The organism is Shewanella sp. BJSY2023SW005, from assembly GCF_047314585.1.
Classification (GTDB): Bacteria; Pseudomonadota; Gammaproteobacteria; order Enterobacterales; family Shewanellaceae; genus Shewanella; species Shewanella algae.
Genome location: NZ_JBKORJ010000049.1, coordinates 25,264 through 40,811, shown reverse-complemented (window position 1 = coordinate 40,811; position 15,548 = coordinate 25,264). Strand labels below are relative to the sequence as shown.

The window sequence follows — 15,548 nt, the reverse complement described above, 5'->3', positions numbered from 1 at the left end:
TACCTTTTCGGGTATTTTTGATTAGAAGCTCAGGCTGGTGCTGGCCTTTTGCTTATCATTGTCGGTCACTGTCAGTGTCACTTCATTGGCACGACCGCCAATACGCATGGCAACCGGGCCGTTGAATCTACGCCCATCGTTGAAGCGCCACTGCTGCTTTTTGATATAACCGTCAGGATCATAGCTCTCGGAGATAAACACCTGCAGCAGCCAAAGATCCAGATGACGGATAACCGCCACAGGCTCGGTCGGCTCAGGGGCTATCTCAACGGTTACCTCACGGCTGACACTGTGCTGGGCACCTTTGTCATCGGTCACGGTCAGAGTGATGAGGTAGACACCGCTTTGCTGGTATTCATGGCTCACCTGCTCGCCAAAGGCTTGAGTACCATCACCCAGATCCCACTCTTGGCTCACCAACTCACCGTCGCTATCACTCGAAGTGCTAGAGAGCGCCACCGCGGCACCATTTTGCTGCACTGAGAACTCGGCAACCGGTGCCTGATTGGCCGCGGCAAAGTCCAGGGCGATGATCACAGGGTCGTGATCCGATGAACGGAAGGCATCGTTGCTGTAGAAACTTTGCAGTTGCTCCGGCGTCTTGAACTCAGTGTTATAGTCCAGCACCCTGGGTTCATCGGTATTGATATGCCACTCGGTCACATCACGAACATTGGCCAGCATGGCTTCATTGGCCAGTGCATGATCTAGCTGTCCCGACTCACCGGAGAACACATAGGAGTATGCTGAAGGCTTACCAAGCTCGCCAAACAGCTCGGCGTAACCGGCATTGGCCAGGGTCGTCAGCGGATCTTCCTTGGCGTAGGCGTTGAGATCCCCTATCACCAGCACCTTGTCATCCTGATATTCTGCCTGCAGGAACTGGCCTATCGCCATGGCTGCGCGGGTTCGGGTCAGATTACAGTTACCCTGGCCGTCGTTCATGTCAGGATCGCCCAGCGCATTACAATCACTGCCCTTGGACTTGAGGTGGTTGACCGCCACCACAAAGCTATCCTCACTGTCGTTGACGCTAAACTTCTGGGTCAGCATGGGACGGTTCTTGCCATCGTTGAACAGCACCTGACCATTGTCATCCAGCGCCGAATTGCTGCTGTCCAGAATCGCCGCTACCCCTTCTGGGGTGACTCTGTCCTGACGATACAGAATACCGACACTGATCTCATCGTTGCCAATACGATTAACCTGTGGCGCCAGATAGCGATAGCTGTCAGTGCCAATGGCGTCGTTGAGACCGCGGGCCAGATCGGCAATTGCCGAGTTACTGCCGAAACCATCGTTCTCGATTTCCATCAAACCGAAGACATCGGCGTTAATGGTTTTCATCGCCGCGATTATCTTGGCTCGTTGGCGCTCAAACTCATCTTGAGTATCGGCACCACGGGACGTGGGGAAACCACCGCCCTGGCCATCGCCGTTGAAATAGTTGAGCACGTTGAAACTGGCAACTGTCAAGGCATCGAGACGATTCAACTCAGGCTCGGACGCTCTGGGATTGGCGGCAACAAAGTTGACGGTATCGACCGGCATCAAACGGTAAATGCCAAAGCCGTAATGCATCACCGCGGTGAGGTTTGTGACAGTATCACCGACTCTGAGCGGGTTAGCGGCGCTCAGGCCTGGGGCTGGATAGATAACAGGATCCGGGTTTTGTGCCGTCAGGCCATCGTCAAGCACTATGGAATCCAGGGCATTGGCTGCCGTGACCGCCAAGGCATCGGCGCCGGGATTGGCCACCTGAGTACCGATAAAGTGACGGCTTGAACCCAACAACACCTCACCATAACGGCCAAGGTTGTAGACTTCGTTTACCGTAAGATGCTGCTCAAAGCTGACCAACATGCCTTCGAAGGCTTCAAGTGCACTGCTGTCATTGACCGGCAGGCTCACTCTGGCTGCACTCGGCAGAGGCTGTGATGTGGCACACAAGGCCTTGGCACTGACATTGGTCAGTTCAGTCAGGCCTTGATATTCAGTGACCTGAGCCCGCACTCGAATTCGGTCGCCGGCTTGATAACCACTGGCGCTATTGCCTGTGTACAGGAACACCCCTTCCGAGGTCAAAGGATCGGCATCCGCCTCGGCATCGGCCATCTGCAGGAACAATCCCTTGAGACCCGCTTCCTGGTTGCTGGTGACTATTGCTTCCACTTCCAGGGTTTCACCGGCCAATGGACTGGCCTCACCGCTACCCTGCAATGCATGAATGGGTGTAGCCGCATCGCCGCAAACCAAGGCGCCATTACCGGGATCTGTCGGTTCACCCGGCTCGCCGGCATTACCGCCAAAGGCCCCCAGGTCGTCGATATTATCGATGGCGAAACCATCCCAACCGCTGAGGTCAACCGCATCGAAGGGGTCGAGATCCGCACTCAAGTTGTCCAGCTTACGCCTTATAGTATTGTTTTGAGTGGAAACATCACCGCTGCCCCACTCGGAGCCGGGATCCACCCCAACCTGGCCCAGGCTGTCGACCACCTCACCATTACGGCTCAGCACCAGGGCATCATCACCGTTGAAGAAACTGGCGCTGCTGGTTTGCTGCGCCAATGCCAGGATTGCAGCGTCGGCATCATTGTCGGCCAATACATGAGTGCCACCGGCGGCCAGCATGCCGCTCAGGGCAATGCTGCTGCCTGCGCTGCTACTGCCATTGAAGAAGATATCCAGCTGATACTGGCTGAGATCGACAGCTTGGCTGCCGGCGTTAAAGAGTTCGATGGCCTTGTTATTGCCTGAGCCTTCAACATATTCGGAAATGATCACTTGCTCGCTCGCCTGAGCCTGGGCAGCAATACTGCCCACGGCCAGGGCAAGCAGACTTGCCTTGGTTAACATATTGACCCCTGAAATATATCCTGATTATAGTGATTTTCTTATTTATCAATAAGTAATGTTATTTCCACATCCCCGCATCCGGAGATGCAGCCACTATAAAGGCCACAGGTTACAATCAAGTTGCAATATGTAAAATATTTATCAAACTTTAGTGTTAGTTAATTAGTCCTATCAAGGGGTTAGCCTGGAGACAAAATTGAAAGCGCCAGAGTAACTCTAGTGTTCTAAGAACATGGCCTTACCACTCTTAGGTTCAAAGCGGCTTAAGTTGGCTGTCACGCAGGCCCACTAACATCAGCTCCCCGTCAGCGCCCAATCTCAGCTCGCCATAATGCCCCTGGCTGAAATGCTCGGCCTGGCCCTCTTCAAAGAAAAAAGCCTGGCTCGCCAATTGCACTTCTCCCTGACGGACTTTAAACGGCAAGCGTCTTTGCTGCTGCAACAAAGGAGCATCCGGGTCACTCTCCTGCGCCACAAAAGCGGCGCGCTGCTGCTCGTCGAGACTCACTCTGAGCCAGCCCTGCATATTGTCCTGAAACTGCCCTTTTGCACGCAGCTCATTGGCCAGTTGCCGGGCCAACTCATAATCGAGTTGCATATAATCCCCCTGCATCAGCGAGCGGGGATCCACAGGTGCCAGCTCAAGCAAGATGGGCTCCCCGTGCTGCCAGAGCTGCTCTTTCTGCCACACGGAAATGTTGATGACCAGCAAACAAAGCAGCCCCCAGATGAGGCACAACCCCATGATTTTTGGCGTCAATTTGGGTTTCATGACTGCTCTCCTCCATTCTGCGCCGCCAGCCACTCAGGCCTGTCGCTCAAAGGCTTGAGCGCAAACCAGAGCAGTAGCAGACTCACGCCAAGCAGCATCAGCAGCAAGGATTTTTCCAACAAGGTTTGCTGCAACGAGTAATAGTAATAACCGCAGTAAACCGGCATAGCCAGGACCCCGAGCCAGAGCAGCAAACGCTCGGCCAGCACAAAGCCGAAAACCGCGACCAACGCGCCGGCGATAAGCCCGGGGATCCACCAAAACCAAACCAAGGCCGACAGCAGTCCCAGTAGCAACAGCACCTGCGAACGCCCATCCAATTGATGCCGGATTGCGTTCATTCGACTGCCGAAAAGACACCAAAGTTGCCACAGCAGCAAAGCTTCAAGTAACCATTGCGCGCCCTGCAACATAGCAAGGCTCATGCCGGAACTCTTTAACTCCCAGACACCTTCCAGCCAAACCAATTGCGGCGTCTGACAAAAGAGCAGCGCCAAGGTCATGGCCATGGCAAGGGAGCGCCAGCGAAGCGGCGTCTTGCCCCAGTCGGCCTCATGACGCCAAAGCAGCACAAAGCCCAGTAGCAGTGCCGGCGTCACCAAGGGTAATAATGAAAGAGTCTGCAACAGCGCAATCAAGGCCAATAATGCCAGCAGCGCGCAACTGGACCGGGTCAAATAAGGTGGCAGCAGATACCAGTGAAGCAAGGCCGCCAGAGCCAGCATCAACCACCAGCGCCAGGAGGCCACTTCAAACAGCAGCTCATCAAAGGCTATGCCATAGAGCACCAAGGCGGCAACGGCAAAGCTCAAGGCAAACTGAGAGATAAACAGTCCACTTTGACCTCGGCTCAAACCAAAGGCCACTGCAGATGCTGCCAGCGCCAGGCTCAGCAACAACCCAGGCTGAATATCGTCCAACAATAACGCCAGGCTGGTGCCGATGAAACCCAGCAAACAGATCCCGGCTAACCAGCCAAACAGGATAAGCATTGCCTTGAGATACCAGGGACTTTGCAACTCTGGTGTCTCTTGTGCTACATCCCCCGAGACAATGCCCGCCTGCTGCAGCCTTTGCCAGAAAAGGCTGCCCGCATTAGGGACGATTTGCTCATCCTCCCAGGGCTCTGTGTCGGCTGTCGCATCTTTATGTTTTTGGGTCTGTTGCTCTGGTGCAGCGGCCAGATAGTCAGCCTGCAAGCGCTTTAGCAGCAAGGCGACAACTGAGGCACTGAGCAGCACACAAAGCGTCATCAGGGCAAACAGCAGTACCACGGCATCACCGTCAAACACTTCAGACAGCAAGCGCAGCAACCAGAGATCAAACAGCGCTGCCGTGCCGAAAAGCCCGAGCGCCATGCCGTAGAGTTTACGCCTTGTGTGATAGCCTCGTATAAGCGCTGCGGCAACAACCCCGTAGAGAACCACAGCAATAAACTGCTCTTTGCTCAAGGAGTCGAACAGTGTCCAACAACTCGCCAGCAACAAAAAGCCCCAACTCAGCAGCCCGCTTGTTACCTCGCTGAGGGGGATGCCGTGCTTGTCTGTCAGCGCAAAACGAAGCAGGCATTGATGCAGCAGCCAATTGAGCGCAAACAGTGACCAAGGGATGGCGAGCCTGTCATCCCCCAGCAAGCTAAACAGGTCTGCAAACGGCAATGAGGTTATCTGCAGTAACAAGCACTGGGCCAGGTTCAACAGCAAGATAAGCAGCAGATAACCGGCTTCCAGTTTCAAACACACCACCCAGGGCAGAATAAGCAGTGCCCACACGGCAAACAACTGCCAGTTGTCAGCCCCTTGCTGATAGCTCTGGCCGATAAAGGCCAGCAAGACGCCGATAAACACACAGGCCACAAACAGGAGCCAGGGCAAAGCGCCTAGTGCCTTGTCGGCAAGGGGTGGCTTTAGCCATCGGCTCAACGCAAAGGCCAGCAACAAACAGCCCAGCAAGCCGGTTTCCAATAACGCCAACTTGCCCATGCGCGGTAAAGCGGCCCAGTTGTAGGCAAAAAAGCAGATAAGCGCCGAAGCAAAACAGAGCGCAGCACTCCCCAGCAGCAGAGGGTTGAAAAAGCTCAGGCTCTGCTTGGCCCCAGGTGATGGCAGTAATCCCAAGGCGTTGCGCCACGCAGCCCACGAGACAAGATGTTGCGAATGCCATAGATAAAGTTGCTGCTTGGCCTGGGCTCTGTGTTGTTGCAAAGCATCCATGAAATGACCTGCCCGCTTTCCTTGAGTGAATTAAGTTCCTATATTTAATCACAAGATCAAACAGATCAGCAGGGTTGGAGGTAGGGTTTGTGTGTCGGACGTTTCCATGCGCGGAAGATATCGAGAAAAGCCCCTGTTTGGCAGTGGCTGTTGGCTTGCCTCTTTCAGGCTTGTCTGTTGCTGCCCACGCAAGTGCAGGCCGCCACTGAGACGCCCGAGTCTCGCGACTCAAGGCCCCTTATCCTGGTGGGCGGTTATGATTTTCCGCCCTATATCCGGCTGCACAATCAGCATCCGCCCTCGGGCTTGAGTATCATGCTGCTCGATGCGATTGCCGCCAGACACCCCCGAATATCGATTTCTGTTTGTTCCCACCAGCATACACAACAGATACGCCGCCTTCAGTCGTGGCCGTTTCCAGATGATGTTGTTTGAAAACCCACAGTGGGGCTGGAGCAAACTCAACCCACAGCCACACTTCATCCCACTGCCATTTGAAGACAGTGAGATCTATATCGCCAAGGCAGAGAAAAATCGCGACGAGCAGTTTTTTAACCAATTGAACAATAAGCAGATGTTACTGGTGGAAGGTTATCATTACCCCGGACTCTGGCAGGAGCTCGGAGGCCCACCTAAAAGAGTGCGTTATGTCAGCAGTAATCATGAGGTATTGCAGGGGATCCTCAAAGGACGGGCAGATATCGCCCCCCTGACCCGTTCCATGCTGGAGCGCTACCTGGCCAAGTATCCCAATACGCGCCGGCAATTGATGATATCCGGCCTCCGGGTGCAGCATTATGACCACCATATTCTGCTCGCGGGCGATGCCGCCATCAAAGAGACCGAACTGATAGCCACTCTGGAAGCGTTACGAGCCGAAGGCGTGCTGCAAAAGCTGTCGCGTCAGTTCAGCCTGCCCTTGCGAGCACCGTCCATGGCGCCAAAGCCGCTGACAGAGGCGAAAGAACCCTCTGTCAGTCCCGTTGCAAGGCAATAATGGGATCCAGTTTGGCCGCCTTCTGCGCCGGATAGAGGCCGAAGCCGACACCGATACTCATACAAACCCCGAGCGCCAGCAGTATCGCAAAGGGAGACCAAGCCACAGGCCAACCGGCCGCAGTTGATATAAGCAGCGCCAGTCCCAGTCCCACAACTATGCCAAACAGACCGCCGGTAGCCGAAATGGCGATACTTTCAATCAAAAACTGCCGGGCAATATCCTTGCGCCTGGCCCCCAGCGCCCGCAGCAAACCTATCTCGGCGGTGCGCTCCAAAATGGTGGCCAGCATAATGTTCATAATGCCAATTCCGCCCACCAGAAGCGAGATCCCGGCGACACAGGCCATGACGATATTGAAGATCTGTTGGGTCTTCTGATGTTGGGCCAGAAGGTCGGCCGGCACCACTATGTCATAGTCCTTCTCACCGCCATGACGGCGCTGCAACAGATGATTCAGGCTCTTGGCCGCCAGCGAAGGCTCAACCTCTTCCCTGAGCGACAGCTTAATCATGTCCAGCTCATCTTCAAGCGCCTTGAACTGCATCTTTTTCAGGGCGCTCGACAGTGGAATAAACACCTGATTGCGCTCGCCCCCAAGCTTGACGCCCTGGATTTTGGACTTACCGCGATTGGCATCGGCCAAGATACCCACCACGGTAAACCATTGATGGTTAATCTTGATGTTCTTGCCAAGGGCGTCGCCCTTGGGAAACAGGCTGCGGGCCGCCTCTGGCCCCAACACGGCGACCTGGCGAAAGTAAACTTGATCCTGCTCGGTAAAAATCTGCCCTTCACTGAGCTTGAGCGACGTCAGCCCAAAATAGCTGGGAGTCACTCCCATCACACTGGCATCGCTGCGCCCCTCGGCAGAAAACAGGCTGAAGGCCTTTACTTCCTTGGCGGCGCCCCAATCCTGGATAAAAGGCAAGGTGTCTCTGGCACTGTCGATATCACGCAGGCTCAGACCGACACTGTGTTCACGAATCGATTTCAGCGCCTCGCCGTCATTGCTGCGGCTGTTGACCACCAGATTGCGAACCCCCATGGATTCAATCATCTTCAAGGCTTCACGCTCGGCACCCTCACCGACGCTGAGCATGGCTATAACGGCGCCGACACCGAATATCATCCCCAGCAGCGTCAAGGCGGTACGCAGCTTATGGTGGCGCATCTCATCGAACGCCTGGGCAAATCCTTGCCATAGCCCTATCACCGGACTCATAGCTGACTCCTCTTGGGTGGGGGTGTCAGGGCTATTACATCACCGGGATTTAGCCCGGCGGTAATTTCGGTGCGGTTAAGGGACCTGTGCCCCGGAGTCACATCCCGGCGCACAAACCCGCCGCCCTGCTTGAGAAACACCCAGTAGCGCCCATCTTTTTGAAACAGGGCTTGATTGGGTACAGTCAATACATCATTGAGATCCAGCACCTGTACCTTGGCGTTCACTTGTCTTCCCGGCTGCATAATGGCCGGCAAAGTTTGATCCAGGCTGATGGTGAACTGGAAATAGTTTACCGGGCTATCTCTGTCTTTGGGCTTGGCCAGCGCATCGACCTGGGTCACTGTGCCGCTAAAAGGCCTCTCAGGATAGGCATCCAGAGTCACGGTGGCCTGCTTGCCGATGGCGAGCCCCACAGCTTCCGATTCAAGCACATAGACCCTTGCCTGCATCACGGAAGTATCCGGCAATATACCTATGGGGAATCCGGACCAGATCATGTCACCCACCACAGGAAAGGCGCCATCCCAGCCAGCCTGATAGACAAACAGCCCATCGTGCGGCGCGATGATCTCCATCTGTGATAGATTGCCCTGATACCTGTCCATCTTGGCCTGATGGCCTTTCTGTTTCAGCTTGATAAGCGCCTGCTCGGCATCGGCCTGCGCCTGGTGCTGAGTGCCGCCCCACTGAAAATAATCCAGCTTGGCATCCAGATATTCCTTGTTGCGCATCTGATCTATGATGTCGATTTTGGTGTAGACCCGCTCATCTTCACTGAAAAAGCGCTCGGCCAACTCCCGCTCATTACCTGTAACCTTGCTTCCCAGAGTCAAACTCTGGCTCAAGGTGAGATCTTTCTCTGTCTGGATCTGTGCATCCTGAGCCAGGCGCTCAAAGTCGAAGGCTTCCATCTGCAAGCGAAACGACTCACGGGTATCATCGAGCCTGGCCACCACATCCCCGGCCTTAACCTGGGTAAAGTTGTTCTGGATCCAGGCCAGGGACTGAGGCCCACGTAACCCCGTGGGCACCACAACGGGAGTGGACTGCGCCGCTTCCAGCTCACCGCTGGCGGGGATATTGACCTGAAACTCGCCGCGGCTGACTGTCATGGTGAGCACACCATCGTTGCCGCTTGGTTGGCAGCCACTCAAGGCCAAAGCTATTAAGGCCTGCGTTATCAAGGCACAAGCGATTAGCGAATGATTCTTCATGGCAGCAATACCTCATCGCCCACCTGCAAACCGGAGAGTATTTCAACCTGATCGCCACCCATGGCACCAACCCGCACCGACTGTTTGCGAGCCCCCAAGAGCCCGTCCAGCAGCACATAAGGATGACCGGCCTCGTAATGCACCGCATCCTGAGCCACCAGAGTACGCTGGCTGTCATCGGCAATTTCTATGCTGATCTTGGCGGTCATTCCCGGACGCATCAGCTCGGTATCCGGCTCGTCTATGCTGGCAACCGCATCGAACACCACCAGAGGAACCTCCTGGCTTTTGTTACGAAAAACCGCGCCCAACTCTTTGATTTTTCCTGTAAATACTTTATCAGGATTGGCATCCAGACGGATCTTGAGTTGCTGGCCCAGTTTAACTCTGCGGGCTTCTACTTCAGGGATCGCCATATTGACCTGCATGCTGTCGAGATCCGGGATAGACAACACCACATCACCGGCAAACACAGATTGGCCCTCCTTGAGCTTGTTGCCCTGAGGATCGTTGCCATAAACCACCATACCGGCACGGGGCGCCACCAATGTCATCGAGGCGATCCCCTTTTTCAGCGCCGCCACTTCGGCAGCGAACTTCTGCCTGTCTCCGTCGAGCATGGCTTCCCGTTGCCGGGCGCTCTCGGCCTCAAGTACCAGTTGCTGCTGCACCAGAGCCACCTTGTCACGGGCAATCACCGCGTCACGTTGGTACTTTTCTTTATCCAGCGCCGCAACTGTGTCATCAGAGAGGGCAAACTTACGCTCGGCCTTGTCCAACTCCATTTTGGCCTCCGCCAGTTGCAACTTGAGCTCTTCCATCTTCTTGGCATTACGCAGCTTGGAGGTCTGCAAGTCCTGCACCGTTGCCTCAAGCTCGGCCGATTTGACCGACAACCTTTGGGTCAGTTCCGAGGTATCCAGCTGAGCCACCATCTCGCCGCTTTCCACCTCACTGCCTTCGGGCGCCAGTTGCTTGACTTGGTATTGCCAGATGCGCCGCATCACAGGCGGCATTAAAGACACGGTATCGGCCGCCACCAGCTCACCGGTGACTTCTATTTTTTGACTCAGGGGCCCCTGCACCACCTGAGTGCTCACCCCATCACTGCAGGCACTCAGCGCAAGCAGTGCCAGCCAGGCCAAACTAAAGCGCTTCATGTTTGCCTCCGGTTTCCACCAGCACACTCATGCCGGGGATCATGGCAATATCCTCAGGCGCCTTGAAACGGATCCCGACTTCAAACCAGTTACTGCGGCCCCAGGCCGGTAGATTGATGGCCTGGCGACCGATACTGGCAATTTGTCCGGGAAAGGCGCGCTCAATTTCCGCATCCAAACTCATGGTGACGGCTTGCCCGGGTTTCAGGCGATCCACGTCCACCTCATTGACCCAGGCGATCACCTCCAGATCTTCCATGGCTGGCACAGTGGCAATTTGTCGCCCCACTTGCACCGTATCCCCCACCTCGAATTTTTTGTTGCTCCAAGGGTCCCGTCCAAGCAGCAAGGGGCCGGCGATTTCGGCTTTCAGCTCCAGGCTGTCCAAGTCCTTGAATGCCTGGGCCAGCTCGAGCGCCGCCTTTTCCTTGTCAATCTTCAGCTGTGCCAGAGTCGCCTTCTCGGTATCCAGAGCTTCGGCCAGTGCCTGCTTGGCCTTGGTCACCTCGGCGTTTATCTGCAGCAGCTTGAACTGATTGTCGGCGTACTCCTTGGCAGCAATAAAATCCGCCGGCACGGCCGCTACCAATTGCGCCTTTTCCTGCTCCAGTAACTGCTTTTTCAGCTCAAATCTGGCTTGCAATACCTTGGACTTGAGCTCTATGGACTGGCTCTGCTCCTGCGCCGACACCCTGAGCATGCTGGCTTCCAACTGTTCTATCTGGTTGGCCACCTGACTCTTGTCAAACACCACCACTACTTGCCCGGGGGACACCAAAGAGCCCTCGGGTAACATCCACTGAATTTGATAGCGCCAGGCATCTCCGGCCTTGGGGACGCTGAAAGTCTGCGACTTGGCGGAACTGACTTTACCTGTCAGTAGCAGCTGCGCTGCGGGCTGCGACTTGGCGTCCGTCACCTTGCCCCCTGGCGCCCCGAATGAAGAAGAGGGCGAGCTGGCAGCAGCCGTTGCCGGTATAGCAATTTCTGAAACAGCCAAGCTTGAAAAAGTCAGGCCCGAGACCGCCAGGCTCAAAAGTAAAAGAGAATCAGGCCGCATCTGCCCTCCTGTCACTCTGCAGGCAACCATCACGCATGCGGATAACCCGCTGGGCGTAAGCGGCCACTTCCTCTTCGTGGGTCACCAGAATAATGGTTTGCCCTGCGGCATGCAGCTCGGTAAACAGCGCCATGATCTCAAGTGAAGTCTTGCTGTCCAGCGCCCCTGTGGGCTCATCGGCCAGCAAAATGGCCGGGCGATTGACCAGGGAGCGGGCTATCGCCACCCGCTGACGCTGACCGCCCGAGAGTTGGTTGGGCCTGTGATCCAGTCGCTCTCCCAGCCCGACACGCCTCAGTAACTCTATAGCGTGGGTTTCATCGCCCTGCCCTTCTGGACTGTATCTCAGCGGCAGCATTACATTTTGCAGCGCCGTGAGTCTCGGCAAGAGGTGAAAACTCTGGAACACGAAACCTATCTGGCGGTTACGCACCGCAGACAAGGCATCATCATCCAGTTGTCCCACCTCTTCGCCATTGAGCAGGTAACTGCCGCTGCTGGGTTTATCCAGGCAGCCTATGATATTCATCAGCGTCGACTTGCCTGAACCCGATGGCCCCATGATGGCCACAAATTCATTGGCTTGAATGTCGAAACTGACTTCATCAAGCGCACGCACACAAGCGTCGCCCATCTGATAGGTTTTGCAAAGTTGTTGAAGCTTTATCATTGCTCTTGGTGGGTATTGCGACCGGCGCTCAACCACTCCTTGTTATTGTCTGCAGCTTTGAACCTTGGATAAAGGCGCAAGTTCCCTATTTAATGCCAAATTCCAACGCCGGGCCGCAAGCTAATTGTAAGCTGACATTTCAGCGCCCGAGAACCAATGCTGTGATGCCTCAAACAGCTTGAGGCCGATGCAACGCCTCTTGGTGTAATTCGGGCCGGGCTCATGAATTCTTGCCTTGGAATCGGGCTTAGGGCCTGACTTATGGGCTGACTTATGGCATAGCCCCTATCCAGGCAAACAGGGCCGCGAGGCCGTAAAGCAGCGGCGGCATCAGGCTCTGGCCACTTTTTTGCCCGCCAAGCAGTCTGGCATAGAGATGCCAGACCATCAAGAGAAGTAGGTTGAGAACAATAAAGAGTATTAAACCAAACACATAAGTTGCCGGCATCAGCTCAAACGCGCAGGCTATCAAGGCCAGAGCAGCAGTAAGCAAGAAGGGCGCAAAACTGAGATCCGCAAAGCAGTCTTGCTGTTCACGCCTGTTGGCGCGGCCATGGTTTTCCTGCGTCCAAGCTGCCCCTTGCCGGCGTTCGCGGGCTTTGGAACGGATCCTGGGCCAGAACTCAATCACCAGCGCGAACAAGATGATACAAGCAGCCAATAACAGACTCAAAAGCATAGTGCCTCCCTCCCATGGACAAAGAGACAGGCTGCGGCTGCATTTTATTGCATCACATGTTGGCCATTATCCAGTAGTCAAGGCGCTTTTGCGGCTCGGCCAAGATGGTTTTGCAGCTGTCTTTGTATTGGCTCATCAAACCACCCAAACTCTTGCTGTTACCCATGGTTTCCAGCATTTCGGCACGGGCCGCAGCCACGCCCTTCTCGGCATCCTGTGCCGAACTGTACTGGGCAGCCAAAGCCTCGGCATCCTTGGCAGATTGTTTCAGTCTATCTCCAACGGCGGCCATCTGCGGTGCATTCATTGCTGCTATGGCTTCAGAACTTATCTGATAATAGGCGGCGCATTGCTGCAACTCGGCGCTAAAGGCCTCCTCGGCAGAACCGGCGAGTGCTGTGGCACTGGAAAACAAGCCGATGGCGGCAAAGACAGACAAAGCAGTTTTATGGGGCATCTTGGTGATCCTCTTGATATCAATGAAGGCAAGCTACTTTAGTGCCTGATGAAATTCAAGGTTTTAGGGTCAGACTGTAGTGGAAAAATTCATTGTCCCGGACAAAACCAATGGACTCATAGAGCGCTTGAGCCCTGACATTATTACGCTGGGTTTCGAGGATCAATTCATCAATGCCCTGTGCTTTGGCGTAATTCAGCGTGGCATCGAGCAGCGCACGACCTATGCCGACACACCTGGCATGCTGAGTGACATAAATATCATTGAGGATAAGCAGCGGCGCCGCCTGCAGCGAAGAAAAGCCGGGATAGAGCTGCACAAACCCCAAGGCTTGGTTTTGCTCATCCGGCAGATAAAAGATCACGGATTCATCCCGCTTAAGCCTTTGGCTGATAAAGCTTAACGCCAGTTCGGGCTCGCTGGGATATCCATAAAACCGGCGATACTCATCAAACAGCGGTGAGATAATCTCGGCATCCTGTGACTGTGCCCGAATAACTTGCTTTAGCATGAATGATTTCCCTTCAATTCTATTGTCCTAAGTGGCGCTCACTCACTGTGCGAGTTCGGCATTGTACTGATCACTGTAAAATGCCAGCCTGTCCTTGAGGCCTTGTTTCACCTCGGGCCATTCGCTGTCAATGATGGAGTAAACCACTGTATCCCTGACACTGCCGTCCTTGAGCAGTCTGTGATTGCGTAAGATGCCATCTTGCTTGGCTCCCAGACGGGTGATGGCTTCCCGCGAAGCCTGGTTGTGAAAATGGGTTCTGAACTCCACCGCCATCACATCCAGGGTCTCGAAGGCGTACTCCAGCAACAACAGCTTGGTTTCGGTATTGATGGCGCTGCGCTGCACGCTCTTGGCATACCAGGTATACCCTATCTCCAGCCGGCGGTTGGCCTGATCCCAGTTGCAAATGCGGGTACAACCGACAATTGCACCGCTGCTTCGGCTACGTACCGCAAAGGCCAAGGCTTCACCGCGCTGCTCACTATCCAAAGCCTGCTGGATATACTCCTTCATCTCATCCGGATGCGGCACGCTGGTGTACCACAAGCGCCACAACTCACCATCGGCGACCGCCAGCGACAACGCCGGCAGATGATCCTGACTCAAAGGTTCGAGGATCACATGTTCTCCGGTCAAGCATGCTTCCAGTCCCATGATTTGCCTCCCTAATAATGCAAGATGATGATTTAACACTTGTTTGATTACCAGACTAACATGAATAAATCATTAAACCAGAGAAAATGTTAACAAACGGTTTCTGCAGCAAGCCAGCTGAACTCTGTCAATCTGACGGGAAAACCCGGCCTTTTGGCCCGCTGAATATCAGCCAGGGCTGCAGTCAATAAGTGCAACGCGCATGCTTGAACGGACTGAGGCATCAACCGTTGAGCAGCACGCTTCTGCTCACTATATAGATTGAATTGAGGCAACCTGAGGTGGTGCTCCTGAAGAACCTTCTGATCACATAGACGGAGTCGCACTTCCAAGTTGAATTCGTGCTTCCCTTGAATCACTATGAGAGAGACGGTAATAGAGTCATGACAGTTGAATAATTGCAGTCGAAGGCAGAATGATGAGTAAGAAATGTTTTAATTTAGGGACCCTATCCGAGGACTTCGACGAGTCTGATTGTATGTTTAAAGAGGTTGATGAGAGAAATTACTTTTATGCCACCAATGAATATATACCTTGCTCTTCTCGTTCACCCATAACTTGGGAGGATCCAGAGATATCAGATAGTACTGAGATTCCTGATATCGTTGAAAAAGGTGATAAGCTCGTATCCAAAGAAGTTGCTAAACTAATAATGTCATTTGACCCTTATGGTGTGGAGATATATCCAGCAAGTTTGCTCATTGAAAATGAACTTCTTACAGAAAGGTACATAGTATCAATAAAGAATGTCATTGACGTTATAGATACTGAGCGTAGTAGAATTATTCAAAATCCAAAGCCCCACCGACCACCTATTGTTTCTCGTCTAGCTATATGCCCGGAAAAACTCGAGCTTATTCCATTACATAAACGTTTGGTTTTTAGGGTGAAAGAGTCAAATACGGTATTTTTTGATGTTAGTATTGTGGAAAAGTTTATCGCTGGCCTTATGAACGGCCATCATAATTTATGTCAAGCAATTCCGTTTGATACATCAGAATTAACCCCAACAATATAAGCGCTCAGAATAGTAAAACGTTGGCCGGGGTAACCCCGGCCAAATATCGTGCC

The 15,548-nt window shown here is 54.1% G+C and carries 14 protein-coding genes; 2 read left to right on the top strand and 12 right to left on the bottom strand.

The window, feature by feature from the left end:
• Positions 1 to 21: 21 nt before the first annotated feature.
• The 3 genes from ACMHXI_RS14920 to ACMHXI_RS14910 all read right to left on the bottom strand — a co-directional run bounded on the left by ACMHXI_RS14920 (position 22) and on the right by ACMHXI_RS14910 (position 5,844).
• Positions 22 to 2,859 (bottom strand): ExeM/NucH family extracellular endonuclease, encoded by a 2,838-nt coding sequence (locus tag ACMHXI_RS14920; RefSeq protein WP_208186559.1) that lies wholly within the window; start codon positions 2,857 to 2,859, stop codon positions 22 to 24.
• Positions 2,860 to 3,112: 253 nt separating this feature from the next.
• A complete protein-coding gene (locus ACMHXI_RS14915) occupies positions 3,113 to 3,631 on the bottom strand; it encodes a GDYXXLXY domain-containing protein (RefSeq protein ID WP_413735346.1) in 519 nt (172 codons plus the stop codon).
• Positions 3,628 to 5,844 carry a DUF4401 domain-containing protein gene (locus ACMHXI_RS14910; protein ID WP_413735344.1) on the bottom strand — a complete coding sequence of 739 codons (2,217 nt, stop codon included), beginning with the start codon at positions 5,842 to 5,844 and terminating at the stop codon, positions 3,628 to 3,630. Before ACMHXI_RS14910 ends, ACMHXI_RS14915 begins: the two co-directional genes overlap by 4 nt.
• A gap of 325 nt (positions 5,845 to 6,169) precedes the next feature.
• Between ACMHXI_RS14910 and ACMHXI_RS14905 the strand changes: the two genes are divergently transcribed.
• On the top strand, positions 6,170 to 6,841 hold the full coding sequence (locus tag ACMHXI_RS14905) for a transporter substrate-binding domain-containing protein (protein ID WP_317058585.1): 672 nt from the start codon (positions 6,170 to 6,172) through the stop codon (positions 6,839 to 6,841).
• On the opposite strand, the gene ACMHXI_RS14900 is transcribed toward ACMHXI_RS14905, so the two are convergent.
• The 9 genes from ACMHXI_RS14900 to ACMHXI_RS14860 form a co-directional block, all read right to left on the bottom strand.
• Positions 6,819 to 8,066, bottom strand: coding sequence for an ABC transporter permease (locus ACMHXI_RS14900; protein ID WP_025011214.1), 1,248 nt, complete (start codon positions 8,064 to 8,066; stop codon positions 6,819 to 6,821). The genes ACMHXI_RS14905 and ACMHXI_RS14900 overlap by 23 nt on opposite strands.
• A complete protein-coding gene (locus tag ACMHXI_RS14895) occupies positions 8,063 to 9,283 on the bottom strand; it encodes an efflux RND transporter periplasmic adaptor subunit (protein WP_413735342.1) in 1,221 nt (406 codons plus the stop codon). Before ACMHXI_RS14895 ends, ACMHXI_RS14900 begins: the two co-directional genes overlap by 4 nt.
• Positions 9,280 to 10,443: an efflux RND transporter periplasmic adaptor subunit gene (locus ACMHXI_RS14890; RefSeq protein WP_028780452.1), complete on the bottom strand. Its 1,164-nt coding sequence runs from the start codon at positions 10,441 to 10,443 to the stop codon at positions 9,280 to 9,282. The genes ACMHXI_RS14895 and ACMHXI_RS14890 overlap by 4 nt, the downstream gene beginning before the upstream one ends.
• Positions 10,430 to 11,362: an HlyD family secretion protein gene (locus ACMHXI_RS14885; protein ID WP_240539405.1), complete on the bottom strand. Its 933-nt coding sequence runs from the start codon at positions 11,360 to 11,362 to the stop codon at positions 10,430 to 10,432. Before ACMHXI_RS14885 ends, ACMHXI_RS14890 begins: the two co-directional genes overlap by 14 nt.
• A 130-nt stretch (positions 11,363 to 11,492) precedes the next feature.
• A complete protein-coding gene (locus tag ACMHXI_RS14880) occupies positions 11,493 to 12,173 on the bottom strand; it encodes an ABC transporter ATP-binding protein (RefSeq protein WP_025011211.1) in 681 nt (226 codons plus the stop codon).
• Positions 12,174 to 12,444: 271 nt separating this feature from the next.
• Positions 12,445 to 12,852, bottom strand: coding sequence for a hypothetical protein (locus ACMHXI_RS14875; RefSeq protein WP_413735339.1), 408 nt, complete (start codon positions 12,850 to 12,852; stop codon positions 12,445 to 12,447).
• A gap of 52 nt (positions 12,853 to 12,904) precedes the next feature.
• Positions 12,905 to 13,309, bottom strand: coding sequence for a hypothetical protein (locus tag ACMHXI_RS14870; RefSeq protein WP_025011208.1), 405 nt, complete (start codon positions 13,307 to 13,309; stop codon positions 12,905 to 12,907).
• Positions 13,310 to 13,364: 55 nt separating this feature from the next.
• Entirely contained in the window at positions 13,365 to 13,820 is a 456-nt protein-coding gene (locus ACMHXI_RS14865) for a GNAT family N-acetyltransferase (protein WP_044734754.1), read from the bottom strand.
• A gap of 42 nt (positions 13,821 to 13,862) precedes the next feature.
• A complete protein-coding gene (locus ACMHXI_RS14860) occupies positions 13,863 to 14,477 on the bottom strand; it encodes a GNAT family N-acetyltransferase (RefSeq protein WP_025011207.1) in 615 nt (204 codons plus the stop codon).
• A gap of 478 nt (positions 14,478 to 14,955) precedes the next feature.
• Between ACMHXI_RS14860 and ACMHXI_RS14855 the strand changes: the two genes are divergently transcribed.
• The gene (locus tag ACMHXI_RS14855; RefSeq protein ID WP_144133725.1) at positions 14,956 to 15,495 is read left to right on the top strand and encodes a hypothetical protein; all 540 of its coding nucleotides are present in this window, start codon (positions 14,956 to 14,958) and stop codon (positions 15,493 to 15,495) included.
• Positions 15,496 to 15,548 lie beyond the last annotated feature (53 nt).

Coding starts and splice junctions, on each gene's coding strand:
- ACMHXI_RS14860 (WP_025011207.1), bottom strand. CDS start 14,477: ATGGGACTGGAAGCATGCTTGACCGGAGAACATGTGATCCTCGAACCT.
- ACMHXI_RS14900 (WP_025011214.1), bottom strand. CDS start 8,066: ATGAGTCCGGTGATAGGGCTATGGCAAGGATTTGCCCAGGCGTTCGAT.
- ACMHXI_RS14905 (WP_317058585.1), top strand. CDS start 6,170: ATGCGATTGCCGCCAGACACCCCCGAATATCGATTTCTGTTTGTTCCC.
- ACMHXI_RS14910 (WP_413735344.1), bottom strand. CDS start 5,844: ATGGATGCTTTGCAACAACACAGAGCCCAGGCCAAGCAGCAACTTTAT.
- ACMHXI_RS14875 (WP_413735339.1), bottom strand. CDS start 12,852: ATGCTTTTGAGTCTGTTATTGGCTGCTTGTATCATCTTGTTCGCGCTG.
- ACMHXI_RS14870 (WP_025011208.1), bottom strand. CDS start 13,309: ATGCCCCATAAAACTGCTTTGTCTGTCTTTGCCGCCATCGGCTTGTTT.
- ACMHXI_RS14920 (WP_208186559.1), bottom strand. CDS start 2,859: ATGTTAACCAAGGCAAGTCTGCTTGCCCTGGCCGTGGGCAGTATTGCT.
- ACMHXI_RS14890 (WP_028780452.1), bottom strand. CDS start 10,443: ATGAAGCGCTTTAGTTTGGCCTGGCTGGCACTGCTTGCGCTGAGTGCC.
- ACMHXI_RS14880 (WP_025011211.1), bottom strand. CDS start 12,173: ATGATAAAGCTTCAACAACTTTGCAAAACCTATCAGATGGGCGACGCT.
- ACMHXI_RS14855 (WP_144133725.1), top strand. CDS start 14,956: ATGTTTAAAGAGGTTGATGAGAGAAATTACTTTTATGCCACCAATGAA.
- ACMHXI_RS14895 (WP_413735342.1), bottom strand. CDS start 9,283: ATGAAGAATCATTCGCTAATCGCTTGTGCCTTGATAACGCAGGCCTTA.
- ACMHXI_RS14915 (WP_413735346.1), bottom strand. CDS start 3,631: ATGAAACCCAAATTGACGCCAAAAATCATGGGGTTGTGCCTCATCTGG.
- ACMHXI_RS14865 (WP_044734754.1), bottom strand. CDS start 13,820: ATGCTAAAGCAAGTTATTCGGGCACAGTCACAGGATGCCGAGATTATC.